This window comes from Arthrobacter gandavensis, assembly GCF_039528575.1.
GTDB classification, from domain to species: domain Bacteria; phylum Actinomycetota; class Actinomycetes; order Actinomycetales; family Micrococcaceae; genus Arthrobacter_B; species Arthrobacter_B citreus_B.
Window position 1 is genome coordinate 26,769 of record NZ_BAAALV010000008.1, and the last position, 17,024, is coordinate 43,792.

The following is a 17,024-nucleotide window of genomic DNA, read 5'->3' on the forward strand; positions in this document are numbered from 1 at the left end:
ACTGTGGACCGGTGATGCAGGATCGAGACCTTGGCGGGTTCGGGGCTAGCGGTTCCGCGACGTTCCGGTAGTCAGCGCCTGGAGGAGTTCCTCCTGGGTGGCGGGCAGGGAGGTCAGCAAGGCAGCCAGCATCCTGGCCTGGGCCGGAGCGAGATCCCCGCCGGGGATGGCACCGGCGCGGACCAGGTCCAGCCCGCCGCCGGCACCGTACGCGGGAACCACCGGGCCGGCAGGGACCCGGCTGCACAGGATCACGGGACAGCCGCCGCGCACCGCGTCCTGCACGGCTTGCGCAAACCCTTCCCCTGCGTTCCCCGCACCGGTTCCGGCCAGGACAACGGCGTTGGCGCCGGTATGGACGGCATGACTGAATAGCTCCGGACCGGATCCGAGGGCGCACACGATGATTTCCACGCGGGCGTTATCGAAGTCCTCACCCGGCATTGGCAGGGGCGCCGGGCGAACAGGAATCGCCGTGACGTGCAAGGTTCCCGCAACAAAGTGCGCCACCTCCACTCCCCCGGCAAACGGGTTGGCAGCCATCGTGTGGACCTTCCTGGCTCCACGCGCCGACTGGACGTGGCCGGCGAAGGAAATCAGCACGCCGGCGCCGCGCAGGGCTGCCGCCGCAGCGGCCGTTACGGCTTCCTCCACATTGGCCGGGCCGTCGGCTACAGGGCTGTCCGCAGGGCGCTGCGCTCCGGTAAAGACCACCGGTTTGGGCGAGTCGTGCACCAGGTCCAGGGCGAACGCCGTCTCCTCCATGGTGTCGGTGCCGTGGGTAACTACGACGCCGTCAACACCCTCGTCCGCCACGGCGGCGCGAACCGCCTCCGCGAGGATCCGGACGTCCGCCAGGCGCAGCCGGAAACTGTTGGTATTCGTTATGTCCTGGACGGAGTAGCTGTGCCGCCCGGACAGCGAAGCCGTGATGTCTTCGGCGCGTCCAGCCGAAGCTGCCCCGTCCTTGCCGGTACGCGACGCAATGGTCCCTCCGGTCGCCAAGATTCTGATGTGGGCCATGGAACAGCAGTCCTCTCACCGGCATCACCACAGCCAACATATGCCTGCCGCACACCGCTTGGCTAGGAGGTCCCCGCATCCGGCGGCGACGGTCGGCAAACCAGTCCAGGGACCTAGACTGGCGGCATGGCAGATACGGTTTCCGCGGAACAGCGCAGCCGCAATATGTCCCGCATCCGGTCCAAGAACACCAAGCCGGAGCTGAAGGTCCGCCGCCTCCTGCACCGTTCCGGCTACCGCTTCCGCCTGCACGGCGCAGCAGCCGGAGGCTCCCTTCCGGGCAAGCCGGACCTGGTATTCGCGGGACGGGGGAAGGTCATCTTCGTCAATGGCTGCTTCTGGCACTCGCACACCTGCTCCGCGGGCTCCCGCGCACCGGCCACGAATCCCGAGTTCTGGGCAGCCAAGCGTGCCCGGACGGTTGCACGGGACACAGCAGCGCTCCAGGCGTTGGAGGCATCCGGCTGGGAGGCGCTGGTGGTGTGGGAGTGCGAGCTCCGCGATTCCTCAGCCCTGGAAGCGGAGCTGACCGCTTTTCTTGGCCCGCCCGGCCAAGCAGTCTCGTTAGACTCATCAGACACACTGCACCCAACCCGAGGGAATTATTCTGATGACTAAGACCTCCCGGCCGCTGCGCGGCGTGCTCTTTGATGTGGACGGCACCCTGGTGGACTCCAATTACCTGCATACCGTGGCATGGTGGCAGGCCTTCCGCCGCCTGGACTATGACATTCCCATGGCCAACATCCACCGGGCCATCGGCATGGGCGGAGACAAGCTCATTGGCCATGTGCTCGGCAGCGACCCCGAACCCGAGGTGGAGGAGAAACTCGATTCAAGCCACGGGGCGATCTTCTCCACCTCCTGGCCTGCGCTGCGGGCGTTCGACGGTGCCGCTGAACTGCTGCGTGCCTGCGCATCCCGGGATCTCGCCGTCGTACTGGCCTCTTCTGCCTCGGAACCGGAACTGCAGGCACTGCGCCGGGCGATCGACGCCGACGATGCGATTACCAGCGCAACCAGCTCCTCCGATGCCCAGGAGAGCAAACCCGCTCCGGACATCCTCCAGGCAGCACTGGATTCCGCGGAGCTGGAGGCCGGCGCCACCGTCTTCGTGGGCGACTCGGTGTGGGACGTGTTGTCCGCCGCCGCCCTGGGTATCCCCACCATTGGCCTGACCTTCGGCGGTACCAGCGAAGCCGAACTCCGCGACGCCGGAGCTGAAGAGGTCTATGAATCACCGCGCCACCTGCTGGAGAACCTGCAGGAGAGCCTGCTCGGCCCTGCGCACGCGGCCTAGCACCCAGACGGCACCACCCACGGACGAAAGGACCCCGCTATGACTACCGAACCCACCGGACCGGCCAACGACGCCGAGGACCCCCTAGGTCCAAGCGCCCCGCAGCCGCAGCCCGCCGGCCCGCCCCGGACTCCGGGCGCCGCCGATGAATCCGCTGGAAACATTCGCGAGGAACAGGGCACCCACGCCGCCGGCACAGTGCCCCCGGCCGGCGGAGAAGACGCTGCGGAGGACTGAAGCGCCGCGCAGGCCTGGGGACAGCCAGCTGGACTAAACCAGGCCGGCCCGGCGCAGTGCCTCTGCCATGGCGCTGTCCGGTGCTGCCGGCGGCCGCCGCGGCGCAGTGCCGGCCGTGCCGCCCCTGGGCTTCGCCGTGCCCTGCGCTGTCCGCCCGCCGCCCTGGCTGTTTGGCTGCGGACGCTTCCCCTGGGGCCGGGAAGCACGCGGGCTGCCCTTTCCCGTGGTGTCGCCCGGTGCCGGGGCGTCGTCGTCCAGGCGGAGGCTAAGCGAAATCCGCTTCCGTTCCGGGTCGGCTTCCATCACCTTGACCTTGACCACCTGGCCCGACTTCACGACGTCGTGCGGGTCGGAGACGAAGGATGAGGACATCGCGGAGATGTGGACCAGACCATCCTGGTGTACTCCGATGTCCACGAACGCCCCGAACGCCGCTACGTTGGTGACCACGCCGTCAAGCACCATGCCCGGCCGCAGGTCCGCGATCTTCTCGATGCCTTCGGAGAACGCAGCTGTCTTGAACTCCGGGCGCGGATCCCTGCCGGGCTTGCGCAGCTCGGACATGATGTCCAGGACGGTGGGCAGGCCGGTGGACTCATCCACGAACGCGGCGGGATCCAGTCCCGTGAGCTCCGCACCGGCCGGTGTCATCTCGGCTTTGGCGGCAGCAAGGATCCTGCGGGCGATTCCGTAGGATTCCGGATGCACGCTGGACGCGTCCAGCGGCTCGGTTCCCCCGCTGATCCGCAGGAAGCCGGCGCACTGCTCAAAAGCCTTTTCCCCCAGCCGCGGCACCTTCAGGAGGTCTTTGCGGCGGGCGAAGGGCCCGTTGGCGTTGCGGTGGGCCACTATGTTTTCACTCAGCAGGGGCCCGACGCCGGCAACGCGGCTCAGCAGCGCCGGCGAGGCAGTGTTCACATCCACGCCCACGGCGTTGACGCAATCCTCCACCACAGCGTCCAGGGACCGGTCCAGCTTCGCCGCCGTCACATCATGCTGGTACTGCCCCACCCCGATGGACTTCGGATCAATCTTCACCAGTTCCGCGAGCGGATCCTGCAGCCTGCGGGCAATCGACACGGCCCCGCGCAGGGACACGTCCATGCCCGGCAGCTCAGCAGCTGCCAGTGCCGACGCGGAGTAGACCGAGGCACCGGCTTCGGAAACCACCAGCTTCTCCAGCTTGGCGTCCGGTACCAGGCGCATCAGTTCAGTGGCCAGCTTGTCTGTCTCCCGGGAGGCCGTGCCGTTGCCGATGGCCACCAGCTGGACGTGGTGCTTCTTCACCAAATCAGCCAGGCGCACCAAGGCGTCATCCCACTTGCGCGCCGGTGCATGCGGATAGACCGTGTCCGTGGCAGTGACCTTTCCGGTGCCGTCCACCACTGCCACTTTGACGCCGGTGCGCAGGCCAGGGTCCAGTCCAAGAGTGGCTCGGTTGCCGGCCGGTGCGGCCAGCAGCACGTCGCGGAGGTTCGCGGCGAAAACTCGGACGGCCTCAGCTTCCGCGTCCTGGAACAGGCGCACCCGCAGGTCAACGGAGAGCTTGGCGAGGATCCGCCGCCATGCCAGCTGGACGGTCTGCTGCAGCCAGGCTCCGGCAGCTCCCCCGGCAGACGCGGCACCCAGCCGGAAGGCAACGGAGTTTTCGAAGCGCTGCCGGGCAGCTGCCAGGGCATCGGCGTCGGCAGGATCAGCCTCGGCCAGTCCGAGTTCCAGGATGCCTTCCTTTTCGGCCCGAAGCAGGGCCAGCACCCGGTGGGACGGCATCCCGGAAGGAGCCTGGGCGAAGTCGAAGTAGTCTGAGTACTTCTGCCCTTCTGCTTCCTTTCCGGCCCTCACCTGCGAGCGCAGCCGGCCCTGCTTCCAGAGCTTCTCGCGGGCTTCGGTCAGAAGGTCGGCGTCCTGGCCGGCACGTTCAACGAGGATGGCGCGGGCACCGGCCAGCGCCTGGGCCGCATCGGGAACCGCTTCGTTCACATACCGGGAGGCTTCTGCCTCGGGGACCAGCGCGGGGTTGGCCAGCAGGGCATCGGCGAGGGGTTCCAGGCCGGCTTCGCGGGCAATCTGCGCCTTGGTGCGCCGCTTGGTCTTGTACGGAAGGTAGATGTCCTCCAGCCGGGACTTGGTCTCCGCGGCTTCTACCGCGGCACGCAGCTCATCGGTGAGTTTCCCCTGTCCCTCAATGGCTTCAAGGACAGCCCGACGGCGTTCATGGAGTTCACGCAGATAGCGGAGCCGTTCATCGAGTTCGCGCAGCTGGGTGTCGTCCAGGGTTCCGGTTACTTCCTTGCGGTACCGGGCAATGAACGGAACCGTGGAGCCGCTGTCCAGGAGTTCGACGGCGGCGCGGACCTGCCAGGGCGCCACCCCCAGTTCGGCGGCGATCTGGGCGTAGATCCGGCCGGCGGTGTCGGTGCCGGCGGGCTGGGCATTGGACTGGCGGAGGGGCTGCAGGGCGTTGGCGGGACTCACCCGCCCAATTGTTCCCCATGAGCGGACAATGCGGCCAACCCCGGATGCAGCCGCCGGCCAATACACGGTTGCCTTATTGACACATTGGCTCATGATCTGCGGAACGAACGCGTCCGTGGGGTAGAACATAGGGATGCCGGACGCCGCAGGGCGGATGGCAGTTCAACGTTTCAATGACGAAAGGTCGAAGATGACTCAGCTTGCTCCGGATTCTCCTCCCGCTGCCGCAGGGGCGGAGGTGAAGAGCGCCGGCCATGTCATTGTTGATTCCCTCATTGCCCACGGCGTGAAGCGCACCTATGTGGTGCCCGGGGAGAGCTTCCTCGACGTCCTGGACGGCCTGCATGAGAGCCCGGTCGAGACCGTGGTCTGCCGCCACGAAGGCGGTGCCGCCTACATGGCGGAAGCCGACGGAAAGATGAACCAGCTTCCCGGCGTCGCCATGGTTACCCGCGGCCCGGGTGCGGCCAACGCACACGTGGGACTGCACACAGCCTGGCAGGACTCCACTCCCATGGTGCTCTTCGTCGGGTTGATCCCCTTTGAGCATCGGGACCGCGAAGCGTTCCAGGAGTTCGACATCAAGGCCTGGTTCAACACCGGCGCCAAGCGGGTGATGGTCCTGGACCACCCGGAGCGTGCGTCCGAAATCGTGGCCGAAGCCTTCTTCGCCGCCATGAGCGGGCGCCCCGGCCCCGTCGTCGTCGGCCTGCCCGAAGACATCATCCGCAGGGAAGTCTCCCCAGCTCTGCACCCGCCCATTCCAGTAGCACCCGGCGGCATGACCGTCACCGACTGGAAGGCACTGCAGGCTGCCCTGAAGGATGCGGACAAGCCGTTGTTCGTCACCGGCGGCAACGACTGGACGCAGGAGGGCGCCGATACGCTCACCCGCTGGCTCGAAGAACACCATCTGCCCGCCGCGGCGGAGTGGCGCTGCGAGGGGACAATCTCCTTCGACTCGCCGTCCTATGTGGGTCCGATCGGCTACGGGCGGCCCAAGCCCACCTATGACCTGCTGGAGGAAACCGACCTGCTGGTCTTTGTGGGCACCGTGCCGGGCGACGTGATTACTGACGGATTTGTGGTTCGCCAGGACTGGGAGAAGAAAAACTTCCTGGTCACCATCGATCCTTCGCTGCGCGGGCGTTCCGGCCCGGTGTCCTACCAGATCGTGGCGAAGCCGGACGTGTTTGTGCGGGACCTGGTGATGATGGACCTGCCTGTGAAGGAAGAGTGGAAGGCGTGGACATCCCGCATGCGCGGGGAACAGGAGAAGTTCGCCGCCCTTCCTGCCGCACGCCCGTCTGCCGGCCCGGCGCGGATGGATACCCTGATGGCCAATCTGGTGCCAACCCTGCCTGAGGACGCCATGATCACCCTCGGCGCCGGTGAACACACCAACTGGGCGCACCGCTACTTCCCCACCCGCCGCTATGCCTCCATGCTCAGCGCCCGGAACGGGTCTATGGGCTACTCGGTGCCCTCGGCCATTGCAGCGTCGCTGGCGCACCCCGGACGACGCGTGGTCACGATCGCCGGAGACGGCGAGTTCATGATGAACGGCCAGGAGCTCGCCACCGCGGCGCAGTACGGTGCCACCCCGCTGGTGGTGGTGATGGACAACCAGGAATACGGCACCATCCGCACCCACCAGGAACGGCACTACCCGGACCGGATCTCCGGCACCCAGCTGAAGAACCCGGACTTCGCGCTGATGGCGCAGGCGTTCGGCGGTTTCGGTGTGCGGGTGGAGAACGACGCCGATGTGCCCGCCGCCGTCGAGGCCGCCCTGAAGGCCATCGATGAAGAGGGCAAGTTCGCCCTGATCCACCTCATCGTGGAACAGCGAGTCAAGGCGTACTAGGCACGCACTGGTTCCATGGCTGGGCCGGGCTGGGATGAATCCGACCCGGCCCAGCCGCGTTCTCCCGCGTTTCCCACGCTCTGTGCCACGTGTTCACTGGTGGGGCCCCAAAAGCCCACACCCGTACCACGGTGTGGGAATGCCGGTCCGCCAATCACGTCACACCCGGGTTCGGGTCCGCGGCGGCGGGCGCAGAATAACGAAAAGCGGAAGGGCCAGTCCCACGGCAAACAGGAGGTCGCCTCCTCCCCAGGTATCCGTGAACGCTGAACGGGCTAGGGTGAGGCCGAGCATCAGCAGGACCGAAAGGGCTGCGTAGAACCCCGTGCGCCGGCGCCGGTTCCACCAGCGGGCCACTCCGCTCCGGCTGCGGGGATCGCCGGCTGGAACCGCTGCTGCCGGCCCTCCCAGACCCCGCTGCGCGGCTACGGACAGCATCACCAATATTCCGGTCATGATGCTTACGGGAAGCAGCGCTCCGGTGAAAAGGACCAGAAGCCCGGCCGCCAGCGGCAGCACAGCGAAGGTCACCACCTGTCCACGCCGGGTCCTCAGGTCCATGCTTCTTCTCCCGCGTCCGGTCCAGATCCGTTTATTCGTCTTCGCTGCTCAGCACCCGCCTGCGGGTGCTGAGCAGCTGCACTTCGGGCCGGTAGGCAACCAGCCGCTCGGCACTGTCCAGGACCTCAACCACGTGCGCGCGGTCCGCAGCCACAATGCCAATGCCTACCTCCGCCCGCCGGTGAAGATCCAGCTGGCCCGTCTCGGCGGCGGAGACGGCGAACTTGCGCTGCAGCTCAGCCACCAGCGGCCGTACCAGCGAGCGCTTCTGCTTGAGCGAATGGACATCGTCAAGCAGCAGGTCGAATTCAAGGGTCCCCGTCCACATGCCTCCCATCCTTGCCGCGGAATGAGATCTGTCAACGTACGGCTTAGCTGCTGAGGGTTCAACCCGGACCGGTGCGGTGTTACGTTCGAAAACATGACGCCGTCCCAGACAGTGCGTTCCATTGCCCGTCCGGAAGTACCTCATGCATAACCACGGCGACTTCCCGGCGGAGTCCCTTTTCCTGATTCCTGCCGTTGCCGCCGTCGCCGCGTACTGGGCAGGAACAAGGAAGCCCGGCGCCTGGCCCTCCTGGCGGCTCGTGTCCTTCCTGGCCGGGGTGCTGATCGTGCTGCTGACTGTGCTGGAGCCCCTGGCGGGCTGGGCGCACTATGATTTCGGCGCACTGGCCCTCTCCCACGTTATGGCCGGGATGGCCGGACCGGCGCTGCTGGTGCTCTCCCGTCCAGTGGATCTGGCATTGAAAACCCTCGACGACGTTCCGGCGGCCCGGCTGCGCCGAAGCGTCTATTCCCCGGCCGCCCGGCTCCTGACCCATCCCGTCACCGCCACGCTTCTGGTGGCAACCGGGATGTGGGCCATGTTCCATACCCCGCTGCTCACGGCGATGCAGCAGTCCATGCCTGTGCACTGGCTGGTCACCGCGTATCTGACGGTCACCGGGTGCCTGTTCACCGCGGCTGTCCTAAACTGCGGTCCCGTGAAGCACGGCTTCGGGATACGGGCAGGGGCGCTGGCCACAGCCGCCGTCGCGCATGCCGGCTCCGCGGCCTGGCTGCTCGTCGCTCCTCCCGCAGGTTCCGGGAGCACCGCCGCCGGAGCGCTGGTGCTGCTTGGCTCCGGGCTGGCGGTGCAGGCCGTCCTGGCGCTGATCCTGCTGGGGCAGCAGCGGGGCACGGCCCGGCTGGTGCCCCAGGCGCGCAGGGCCTAAGGCGCTAGAGGACCTGCGGGAATCCCAGATCGATTTCCGACGTCGCAGGGTCCGGCCAGCGGGTGGTGACCACCTTGCCGCGTGTGTAGAAGCGGATCGAGTCCGGACCGTACATGTGCGTGTCGCCGAACAGCGAGTCCTTCCAGCCGCCGAAGGAGAAGGAGCCCACCGGCACGGGAATGGGCACGTTCACGCCCACCATGCCGGCTTCGACGTCGAACTCGAACGCCCTGGCGGCGCCGCCGTCGCGCGTGAAGATCGCCGTGCCGTTGCCGTACTGGTTCTCGTTGACCAGCTGCACCGCATCCGCGTACGTCTCAACCCGGACCACGGAGAGGACGGGACCGAAGATCTCGTCGTCGTAGGCCTTCATGCCCGGCTTCACGTGGTCCAGCAGGCTCACGCCCAGGAAGAACCCGTCGCCGTCGAACACTGTTTCCCGGCCGTCCACCACCACGGTGGCGCCTTCATCGGCAGCGCCGGCTACGTAGGAGGCCACTTTGTCCCGGTGCTCGGCAGTGATCAGCGGACCCATCTGGGAGGACGGATCAGTGCCCGGACCGATCTTGAGGTCCGCCATCCGCGAGCGCACGGCTTCCACCAGGTCATCGGCAATGCTTCCCACGGCCACCAGCACGCTGACGGCCATACAGCGCTCCCCCGCGGACCCGTAGGCTGCAGAAACTGCGGCGTCAGCGGCCATGTCCAGGTCAGCGTCCGGCAGCACCACCATGTGGTTCTTGGCACCCCCCAACGCCTGGACGCGTTTCCCGTGCTCCGCGGCCCGCCGGTAGATCGTGCGGGCAATCGGCGTGGACCCCACAAAGCTGACGGCCTTCACTCCGGGGTGCTCCAGCAGCACGTCCACGGCTTCCTTGTCTCCATGCACCACGTTCAGCACGCCGTCGGGCAGGCCGGCTTCGGCGAACAGCTCCGCGATGAACACCGACGCGGACGGGTCCTTTTCGCTGGGCTTGAGCAGTACGGTGTTCCCGCAGGCCAGCGCACTGCCGATCATCCACAGCGGCACCATGGCCGGGAAGTTGAACGGGGTGATACAGGCCACTACGCCTACCGGCTGGCGGATTGAATGGACGTCGACGCCGGAGGCCACCTGTTCCGACCGCTCGCCTTTCAAGGCCAGGGCAAGCGCGGAGGCGAACTCAATGTTCTCCAGCCCGCGGGTGATCTCCCCCTCGGCGTCGGAGAGGACTTTGCCGTGCTCACTCGTGAGGATCGCGGCCAGCTCGGCCTTGCGTTCGGTCAGCAGCTCGCGGACCTTGAAGAAGATGGCCGTGCGCCGCGCCAGCGACGTGGCGCGCCAGGCCGGAAGGGCTGCCTGGGCGGCTTGGATTGCTTCCTCGACGCGGGCTGTGGACGCCAGCGCGACTTCCTTTTCCTGTGCCCCCGTTGCCGGGTTGAAGACCGGGCCGTACCGCTCCGCTTCGGGAACCTGCCTGCCGTTGATGATGTGCGGGATGCGCTGCATGAAATCTCGATTCCTCTTCGGGGCGCCGCTACGGCGCGGGGACCTGGTCGGGTGTGCCGGCGAGTGAACCGTCCACAAGTTTCACGATCATGGAGCAGTCCTTCCCGGACTGCCCGGCGTCGATCAGGCGGGCGAAGAGCTGCTGGACGTGCTCGCCTATTTCCAGCGGCGTACCCGTGTCCCGTGCCGCGGCGATCGCCAGGTTGATGTCCTTGTTCGCCAGCTCGGTGGTGAAGGTGGGCTCAAAGCCATTGTTCGACGCCGCTGTCTCCACCACGCCCGGGACCGGGTACCAGGTGCGCAGCGCCCAGCTGTCCCCGGAGGAGACGGAGGCAATATCCCAGAACACCTGCTTGTCCAGCCCAAGCCTGTCGGCCAGGACCGCACCTTCCGCCGTCGCTGCGAGGTTGATGAAGAGCATGAGGTTGTTGCAGATCTTTGCTGCCTGTCCGGTGGTGGGTCCGCCGGTGGGAATCACGTTCCCGGCCATGGGCTCGATGAATCCTGCGGCGTCGGACACCGCGTCCTCGGCGCCGCCCACCATGAAGGTGAGCGTCCCGGCCTGCGCCCCGCTCATCCCTCCCGAGACCGGGGCGTCCACGAACCGGAACCCTGCGGCAGCAGCGGCGTCGTGCAGTGCCTGGGCCGATTCGACGTCGATCGTGGAGGAATCAATGAGCAGCGTGTCCGCGGACGCGCTCGCCAGGACACCGTCCGGTTCAAGGTAGACCGCACGTGAATGTTCTCCCTTGGGGAGCATGGTGAAGACGACGTCTGCTCCCGCCACCGCTTCGGCGATGCTGCCCACTGCCTGCACTCCGGCTGCCTCTGCCGTGGCCACGGCCCGCGGGCTGAGGTCAAAGCCGCGTACGTTGTGACCGGCCTTCACCAGGTTCCCGGCCATGGGTGCCCCCATGTTTCCCAGTCCGATCCATCCCACTTCCGCCATCGCTAAGCTCCTTTGCCTAGTTGTACTGCCTGTTGTGCCGCCTGAGTTCTGCTGGGTCTGTGCTGAGTCTGTGCTGAGTCTGTGCTGGCCGGCTTGGGCTGCGCAGCTGCCGCGCGTCCGCCGCGGAACCAGCGTGGCACCTGCGCTAGAGTGCGTTCAAGACCAGAATCCACAGACCCCATGTGCACCCGTGCACAGCGGGGAGAGGAGGAACGGCCCTGGACACCGCCAGCCGCCTGCCCAGCCCGGACGACCTGCTGATCCTGCTCACCGTGGCCCGGCTGGGACGTTTCACTGCCGTCGCGGAAACCCTGGGCACCACGCACACCACCATTTCGCGGCGGATCATCGCACTGGAGAAACAGCTGGGCGGCCGCACCCTGTCCCGGACACCGCGCGGCTGGGAACTGACTGCCCTCGGGGCCCAGGCGGTCCGTGCGGCTGAATCCATTGAAGAGAGCCTCGGTGCGCTGCGCTGCGCGCTTGCGGACGACGCCGATCCGCTGGCCGGCGTGGTGCGGATCAGCACCGTGGACGGATTCGGCGCAGAATTTGTTACCCCTGCCCTGGTCACGCTGCAGGGTTCCCACCCGAACATCAGCGTTGAAATGTTCTCCGCCACCCGCAAGGTCAGCCAGAATCGTTCCGGCGTCGACCTGGAGGTAGTGGTGGGCCACACCGATGTCCGCACCGCCCACGCCATCCTGCTGGGCCACTATGTGCTGCGGCTTTACGCGGCCGACGGGTATTTGCGCCGCCACGGCACCCCGCAGGTTCCGGCCGACCTGGCCAGGCACTGCTTCGTCTCCTACGTCGAATCCGCGCTGCTGGTCGAGGAATTGGGACACCGCTCCACCGGGCTCCCGGATCCGCGGTCCAGTTTCCAGGCCACCAGCATCTTCGCCCAGGTGGAGGCTGTCCGCCGGGAGGCGGGCGTGGGTCTGCTGCCCAACTTCATGGTGGCCGGACGGGCCGGTTTTGTGCCGGTGCTCCCCGAGTCATTTGAACGCCGGCTGCCCATCTGGGCTGTGGCCCGCCCCGAAGCGCTGCGGTCCGCACGGGTGCAGGCCGTCATCGAGGCTATCCATGCCGAAGCCGCTGCCCGCCAGGATGTCCTGGATTTCTGACGGGCAGCGGCTTCGGTTACGTGCGGTTTCAGTTATCGACAGCCGAGGAGCTGCGCTGTTCCTCCTTCGCCTTCGACGCCGCGAGCAGGTCCGCAGTCCCCTGGGCGTCAGCGGCATCGACGTCGTGCAGTGAAATGCCGTTGGTTTCCTTCAGCAGCAGCACCGAAATCGCCGTGACGACGCAGGCCCCGAGCAGGTACAGGGCCACCGGCGTCGAAGAATCAAATTCGGCCAGCAGCGACGTGGCGATGATCGGTGCCAGTGAGCCGGCCACGATCGAGGTCACCTGATAGCCCAGGGACACACCTGAGTACCGCATCCGGGTGGGGAACATCTCCGCCATGATGGAGGGCTGGCCGGCGTACATCAGTGCGTGGAACAGCAGGCCGATCGTTACCGCCGCCAGGATCATCAGGTCATCCGCGGTGTCCATCATCGGGAAGGCGAAGAAGCCCCAGGTGGCGCCCAGCACCGCCCCTGCCATGTACACCGGACGGCGGCCCAGCGCATCGGAAAGTTTTCCGGCAACCGGCACCGCGCAGAAATGGATGAAGTGCGCAATGAGCAGCAGGAGCAGAATCCGGGAGGTATCGGTTTCCACCACGATGCGCAGGTAGGTGATGGAGAACGTGACTACCAGGTAGTACAGGATGTTCTCCGCGAAGCGCAGGCCCATGGCGGTGAAGACGCCGCGTGGGTAGCGGCGGAACACCTCGAGCACGCCGTAGCCTTTGGCCTCTTCCTCGACTTCCTTTTGGGCTTCCAGGAAGATCGGGGCGTCTGAGACCTTGGTGCGGATGTAGTAGCCCACCAGCACGATCACTGCCGAGAGCCAGAAGGCCACGCGCCAGCCCCAGCCAAGGAAGGCGTCCTCGCTCAGCGTCGAGGAGAGAACGAACAGGACGCCGGTGGCCAGCAGGTTGCCCATCGGAACGGCGGACTGAGGCCAGCTGGACCAGAATCCGCGCGACTTGTTCGGGCTGTGCTCGGCGACCAGCAGCACCGCACCGCCCCATTCCCCGCCCACGGCGAAGCCCTGGATGAAGCGCAGCGCCACCAGCATGGCCGGAGCCCAGTACCCAATTGAGTCGAAGCCGGGCAGGCAGCCCATCAGGAAGGTGGAGACACCCACCAGGATGATGCTCAGCTGCAGCAGCTTCTTGCGGCCGAATTTGTCCCCGAAGTGCCCAAAGACAATTCCGCCCACCGGCCGGGCCACGAAGCCGACGGCGTAGGTCACGAAGGCGGCAATGATGCCGTCCAGTTCGGTTTCCGCATCGGGAAAGAACAGGCGGCTGAAGACCAGGGTCGACGCCGCGGCATAGAGGAAGAATTCGTACCATTCCACGACCGTCCCGGCCATGGACGCCACAACCACCTTGCGCAGGCCCTCCGGAACCGGCGGCTTCTGGCGCCTGGTCCGCTTGGGAATATCAGTGCTCATCCAGTCTCTCCTTTGGTGTCCTCGTTGACACTGCAGCACTCCGGGCGGGCGCGGGGCACCTGAGCGGAGTAAGCATGAGTATGGTGCGGACCTGCCTGCCGGCTCAACGGCCAAAACCGCATGGCGTATCTGCACAAATGCACAGCCGCTTCAGGTCCACGGGCGCCGCAGGTCGCTCCCGCGGCCGGGGACGCGCCGGGTCCGCCGCGCCATTGTGCCCCGAAGGTAGTTCACCTAACAATGGAGGATGACAGTTACGCTCAGATCACTGGAAACTGCTGTCCCTTCTACCGTCCTGGTGCAGGACCAGGTCCGCGACGTCTTCGCCGCCCAGCCCGGGCTCACCCGCCTGGGCACCCGCCTTGTGAACACCTGCTTCAATTCCGCAGCCATCGACACCCGGCGCACCGCGCTGGAGGAGCTCACGCTCTCGTCCACGGCCGAGAATCCCCAATTCTTCGACCCGCAGACCGGGCTGCTCCTGATGCCCTCCACCAAGACCCGCAATGACATCTTTGCCACCGAGGCCACCAAGCTCTTCATCGAAGCCGGCCGGAAAGCAGTGGAAAACTGCCCCGGAATCAGCCCGGAAGACATTACCCACGTCATCACTGTCTCCTGCACCGGGTTCTTCAACCCCGGACCCGACTACAAGCTGGTGCGTGCACTGGGCCTGAACCCGTCGGTGCAGCGCTACCACCTGGGCTTCATGGGCTGCTACGCGGCCTTCCCCGCCATGCGCGCAGCCAAATCCTTCTGCGACGCAGACCCCAACGCCGTCGTCCTGGTGGTGAGTGCCGAGCTCTGCTCGCTGCACGTGCGCTCCTCCAACGACCCGGACATCATCATGGGTTCCTCGCTGTTCGCAGACGGTGCCGCAGCTGCTGTGATCACCGCGCGGGACCTCCCGGGGGACAGCCCCGCAATCGTGCTGGACCACTTCGAGACCACGCTCACGCCGGTGGGCGAGGAGTCCATGGCCTGGAATATCGGGGACCACGGTTTCGAGATGGTGCTGGGCACCTATGTTCCCCACATCATTGACGACCACATTGTCGGCGCCCTGGAGCCGCTGCTGGCACGGGATCCCTCCCTGGCCCCGCTGGCGTACAACGACATTGAGCACTGGGCCATCCATCCCGGCGGCCGCAGCATCCTGGACAAGGTGGAAGCGAAGCTGGAGCTTTCGGAGGAGCAGCTGGTTCCGGCCCGGGAGACCCTGCGCAACTTCGGCAACATGAGCTCCGCCACTGTGATGTTCGTGCTGAAGAACATCCTGGAGCAGCCCTTCACCGGGGGCAACGAACGGATCTGCTCCATGGCGTTCGGCCCCGGACTGACCGTTGAGACCGGGCTGTTCACCCGGGTGCCGGGAACGGGTGCCGCAGCGGCCGCAGACGCACTGGCAGCGGAGCCGGTTCCTGCCGCCGTCGGATAGCCCGGTGAGCCTCCTGGACGCTGACACTCCTCCGTTCCTGCCACCGGACCTGAGCCGGCGTGCCGTGGACGCTGTGGAGCAGATGGACCGCCCGGACTGTGATCCGGTGCAACTCGAGCGGACCTATGCGCAGTTTCCCCTGATCAACTCCGTGGTCTCCGGATGGCGGCGGAACTACCGCCGGTATGTGCGGCCCGTCCTGGCCGCACAGGGCGGCGGCACGGTGCTGGACATCGGTGCCGGCGGCGGGGACCTGGCCCGCGCACTGGCACGCTGGGCCCGCCGGGACGGACTGGCCGTGCAGGTCACCGGCATCGACCCCGATCCACGGGCCCACGCCTACGCCTCCACCCGCCCGGCTCCCGAGGGCTGCAGTTTCCGCGCCGCGCTGAGCTCGGATCTGGTGGCTGAGGGTGCGGTGTTCGACGTCGTGGTCTCCAACCATGTGCTGCACCATCTGGACGACGCCGCATTCCAGGGCATCCTTGCCGACTCGGAGAAACTGGCCGGATCACTTGCCCTGCACAGCGACATTGAACGCAGCCCGTGGGCCTACGGCCTCTTCTCCGCCGGCACGCTGCCCTTCTTCCACGGATCCTTCATCCGGCAGGACGGACTGACGTCGATCCGGCGCAGCTACACCGCCGAGGAGTTCAGTGCCGCTGCCCCGGCGGGGTGGGAGGCGCTGCAGGCGCGCCCGTGGCAGAACCTGCTGCTGTACCGGAGAAGCGGCAGCGCCGGGGGCGGGCAGTGAACCGTCCGGAAGTCGACGTCGCCGTTGTGGGCGGAGGCCCGGTGGGCCTGGCACTGGCGATCCTGGCCCTGCAGGACGGCCTGCGGGTACGGGTCTTCGAGGCGCGGACCTCGCGCAGCTCCCATTCACGGGCCATCGGCATCCACCCGCCGGGCATGGCCGCCCTGGAGGCCACCGGAGTCAGTGCGCAGCTCGCGGCCGAGGGCGTGCAGATCCGCACCGGGTCAGCCCGGACCCGGGATACCGAATTGATCTCCATCAGCTTTGCCAAGACCTCCACCGCTTACCCGTATGTGCTGGCGCTTCCGCAGGAACGAACCGAAACGGTGCTGCAGGCGCGCCTTGAGGAACTTGATCCGGACGCACTCCAGCGCGGGCACCGGATTACCTCGCTGCACGACGACGGCCGCGGCGTATCCCTGGCAGGTACCACCACTGCCGGTGATTTTGCCGTGCGTGCCTCCTGGGTAGTGGCGGCCGACGGCGCCCGGTCAGCCGTGCGCGGCCTGCTCGGTGTCCGGGCCGCCGGTAAGCTGCTGCGCGATTCCTACCTAATGGGCGATTTCCCCGACAACACGGCGGACGGGCCCGTGGGTGTGCTCTACCTGGAACCGGAGGGCATCGTTGAGTCCTTTCCGCTGCCCGGCGGCAAACGCCGCTGGGTGGCGCATACCCGGACCCTGCAGTCCGACGCCGATGCCAAGGACCTGGCACGGATCGTGGCGGCACGCACCGGGCGGGTCCCGGAGGCAGCGGCCAGCACCATGCTCAGTGCGTTCTCCGTGCGCACTACTGCACTCAAGCAGCTGGCTCACGGACGCACGGTGCTGATTGGCGACGCCGCCCACGAAGTCAGTCCGATCGGCGGACAGGGAATGACCCTGGGCTGGATTGACGCCGCGGAGCTGGCTCCGCTGCTCGCTGCTGCCGTTCGGGGAGCCGACGTCGGCGCCCGGCTGGCTGCCTTCGACAGCCGCCGACGCCGGGCCGCCGTCGTTGCCTCCGCCCAGGCACGGCTGAACATGGCCCTGGGGCGTCCGCTGCCGGCGCCGCTGATGCAAGCCCGGAACACAGTGCTGGCCCGGCTTTTCCGCTCCCGCATGCTCAGCGACGGCGTAGCCCGCCGATTCACCATGCAGTAAG

16 protein-coding genes are annotated in these 17,024 nt (G+C 67.0%); 9 read left to right on the top strand and 7 right to left on the bottom strand.

The genetic code is table 11. From position 1 onward, the window contains the following. Window positions 1–45: 45 nt before the first annotated feature. Window positions 46–1,023 (bottom strand): asparaginase, encoded by a 978-nt coding sequence (locus tag ABFX29_RS15860; RefSeq protein WP_152229555.1) that lies wholly within the window; start codon window positions 1,021–1,023, stop codon window positions 46–48. A gap of 126 nt (window positions 1,024–1,149) precedes the next feature. On the opposite strand from ABFX29_RS15860, the gene ABFX29_RS15865 reads away from it, so the two are divergent. The 3 genes from ABFX29_RS15865 to ABFX29_RS15875 are packed head-to-tail and all read left to right on the top strand — an operon-like array spanning window position 1,150 to window position 2,560. After that, complete coding sequence (locus tag ABFX29_RS15865; RefSeq protein ID WP_152229554.1) at window positions 1,150–1,641, top strand: very short patch repair endonuclease; 492 nt, start codon at window positions 1,150–1,152, stop codon at window positions 1,639–1,641. Next, window positions 1,634–2,323 (top strand): HAD family hydrolase, encoded by a 690-nt coding sequence (locus tag ABFX29_RS15870; protein ID WP_152229553.1) that lies wholly within the window; start codon window positions 1,634–1,636, stop codon window positions 2,321–2,323. The genes ABFX29_RS15865 and ABFX29_RS15870 overlap by 8 nt, the downstream gene beginning before the upstream one ends. Before the next feature lie 39 nt (window positions 2,324–2,362). Continuing rightward, window positions 2,363–2,560 carry a hypothetical protein gene (locus tag ABFX29_RS15875; protein ID WP_152229552.1) on the top strand — a complete coding sequence of 66 codons (198 nt, stop codon included), beginning with the start codon at window positions 2,363–2,365 and terminating at the stop codon, window positions 2,558–2,560. A 33-nt stretch (window positions 2,561–2,593) separates the two neighbouring features. Here the strand turns inward: ABFX29_RS15875 and ABFX29_RS15880 are convergent, their stop codons facing one another. After that, complete coding sequence (locus ABFX29_RS15880) at window positions 2,594–5,128, bottom strand: Tex family protein (RefSeq protein WP_152229593.1); 2,535 nt, start codon at window positions 5,126–5,128, stop codon at window positions 2,594–2,596. Between the two features lie 97 nt (window positions 5,129–5,225). Here ABFX29_RS15880 and ABFX29_RS15885 point away from each other — a divergent pair, with 97 nt between their 5' ends. Continuing rightward, the gene (locus tag ABFX29_RS15885; RefSeq protein ID WP_152229551.1) at window positions 5,226–6,902 is read left to right on the top strand and encodes a thiamine pyrophosphate-dependent enzyme; all 1,677 of its coding nucleotides are present in this window, start codon (window positions 5,226–5,228) and stop codon (window positions 6,900–6,902) included. 159 nt (window positions 6,903–7,061) lie between these two features. On the opposite strand, the gene ABFX29_RS15890 is transcribed toward ABFX29_RS15885, so the two are convergent. Both ABFX29_RS15890 and ABFX29_RS15895 read right to left on the bottom strand, forming a co-directional pair. Next, complete coding sequence (locus tag ABFX29_RS15890) at window positions 7,062–7,463, bottom strand: hypothetical protein (protein WP_152229550.1); 402 nt, start codon at window positions 7,461–7,463, stop codon at window positions 7,062–7,064. A 31-nt stretch (window positions 7,464–7,494) separates the two neighbouring features. After that, complete coding sequence (locus ABFX29_RS15895) at window positions 7,495–7,791, bottom strand: DUF503 domain-containing protein (protein WP_152229549.1); 297 nt, start codon at window positions 7,789–7,791, stop codon at window positions 7,495–7,497. A gap of 142 nt (window positions 7,792–7,933) precedes the next feature. On the opposite strand from ABFX29_RS15895, the gene ABFX29_RS15900 reads away from it, so the two are divergent. Continuing rightward, the gene (locus ABFX29_RS15900; RefSeq protein WP_152229548.1) at window positions 7,934–8,680 is read left to right on the top strand and encodes a cytochrome c oxidase assembly protein; all 747 of its coding nucleotides are present in this window, start codon (window positions 7,934–7,936) and stop codon (window positions 8,678–8,680) included. A gap of 4 nt (window positions 8,681–8,684) precedes the next feature. Here the strand turns inward: ABFX29_RS15900 and ABFX29_RS15905 are convergent, their stop codons facing one another. Both ABFX29_RS15905 and mmsB read right to left on the bottom strand, forming a co-directional pair. Further along, the gene (locus ABFX29_RS15905) at window positions 8,685–10,169 is read right to left on the bottom strand and encodes a CoA-acylating methylmalonate-semialdehyde dehydrogenase (RefSeq protein ID WP_152229547.1); all 1,485 of its coding nucleotides are present in this window, start codon (window positions 10,167–10,169) and stop codon (window positions 8,685–8,687) included. 28 nt (window positions 10,170–10,197) lie between these two features. Continuing rightward, window positions 10,198–11,250, bottom strand: coding sequence for a 3-hydroxyisobutyrate dehydrogenase (gene mmsB, locus ABFX29_RS15910; RefSeq protein WP_152229546.1), 1,053 nt, complete (start codon window positions 11,248–11,250; stop codon window positions 10,198–10,200). Between the two features lie 50 nt (window positions 11,251–11,300). On the opposite strand from mmsB, the gene ABFX29_RS15915 reads away from it, so the two are divergent. Continuing rightward, entirely contained in the window at window positions 11,301–12,245 is a 945-nt protein-coding gene (locus ABFX29_RS15915; protein WP_246167761.1) for a LysR family transcriptional regulator, read from the top strand. A 28-nt stretch (window positions 12,246–12,273) separates the two neighbouring features. Here the strand turns inward: ABFX29_RS15915 and ABFX29_RS15920 are convergent, their stop codons facing one another. After that, complete coding sequence (locus tag ABFX29_RS15920; protein WP_152229545.1) at window positions 12,274–13,689, bottom strand: MFS transporter; 1,416 nt, start codon at window positions 13,687–13,689, stop codon at window positions 12,274–12,276. A gap of 247 nt (window positions 13,690–13,936) precedes the next feature. On the opposite strand from ABFX29_RS15920, the gene ABFX29_RS15925 reads away from it, so the two are divergent. From ABFX29_RS15925 to ABFX29_RS15935, 3 genes are read left to right on the top strand one after another with little or no spacing between them, the layout of a single operon-like run. Then, window positions 13,937–15,127 carry a type III polyketide synthase gene (locus ABFX29_RS15925; protein WP_152229544.1) on the top strand — a complete coding sequence of 397 codons (1,191 nt, stop codon included), beginning with the start codon at window positions 13,937–13,939 and terminating at the stop codon, window positions 15,125–15,127. Window positions 15,128–15,131: 4 nt separating this feature from the next. Beyond that, window positions 15,132–15,881, top strand: coding sequence for a class I SAM-dependent methyltransferase (locus ABFX29_RS15930; protein ID WP_338079137.1), 750 nt, complete (start codon window positions 15,132–15,134; stop codon window positions 15,879–15,881). Beyond that, window positions 15,827–17,023, top strand: a complete 1,197-nt coding sequence (locus ABFX29_RS15935) for an FAD-dependent oxidoreductase (protein ID WP_246167759.1) — start codon at window positions 15,827–15,829, stop codon at window positions 17,021–17,023. The genes ABFX29_RS15930 and ABFX29_RS15935 overlap by 55 nt, the downstream gene beginning before the upstream one ends. The last annotated feature ends 1 nt before the right edge of the window (window position 17,024 follow it).

What these genes read in the sequence shown, in the direction of transcription:
- ABFX29_RS15860 (WP_152229555.1), bottom strand. Translation starts at nt 1,023, where the DNA reads ATGGCCCACATCAGAATCTTGGCGACCGGAGGGACCATTGCGTCGCGT.
- ABFX29_RS15865 (WP_152229554.1), top strand. Translation starts at nt 1,150, where the DNA reads ATGGCAGATACGGTTTCCGCGGAACAGCGCAGCCGCAATATGTCCCGC.
- ABFX29_RS15870 (WP_152229553.1), top strand. Translation starts at nt 1,634, where the DNA reads ATGACTAAGACCTCCCGGCCGCTGCGCGGCGTGCTCTTTGATGTGGAC.
- ABFX29_RS15875 (WP_152229552.1), top strand. Translation starts at nt 2,363, where the DNA reads ATGACTACCGAACCCACCGGACCGGCCAACGACGCCGAGGACCCCCTA.
- ABFX29_RS15880 (WP_152229593.1), bottom strand. Translation starts at nt 5,128, where the DNA reads ATGAGCCAATGTGTCAATAAGGCAACCGTGTATTGGCCGGCGGCTGCA.
- ABFX29_RS15885 (WP_152229551.1), top strand. Translation starts at nt 5,226, where the DNA reads ATGACTCAGCTTGCTCCGGATTCTCCTCCCGCTGCCGCAGGGGCGGAG.
- ABFX29_RS15890 (WP_152229550.1), bottom strand. Translation starts at nt 7,463, where the DNA reads ATGGACCTGAGGACCCGGCGTGGACAGGTGGTGACCTTCGCTGTGCTG.
- ABFX29_RS15895 (WP_152229549.1), bottom strand. Translation starts at nt 7,791, where the DNA reads ATGTGGACGGGGACCCTTGAATTCGACCTGCTGCTTGACGATGTCCAT.
- ABFX29_RS15900 (WP_152229548.1), top strand. Translation starts at nt 7,934, where the DNA reads ATGCATAACCACGGCGACTTCCCGGCGGAGTCCCTTTTCCTGATTCCT.
- ABFX29_RS15905 (WP_152229547.1), bottom strand. Translation starts at nt 10,169, where the DNA reads ATGCAGCGCATCCCGCACATCATCAACGGCAGGCAGGTTCCCGAAGCG.
- ABFX29_RS15920 (WP_152229545.1), bottom strand. Translation starts at nt 13,689, where the DNA reads ATGAGCACTGATATTCCCAAGCGGACCAGGCGCCAGAAGCCGCCGGTT.
- ABFX29_RS15925 (WP_152229544.1), top strand. Translation starts at nt 13,937, where the DNA reads ATGACAGTTACGCTCAGATCACTGGAAACTGCTGTCCCTTCTACCGTC.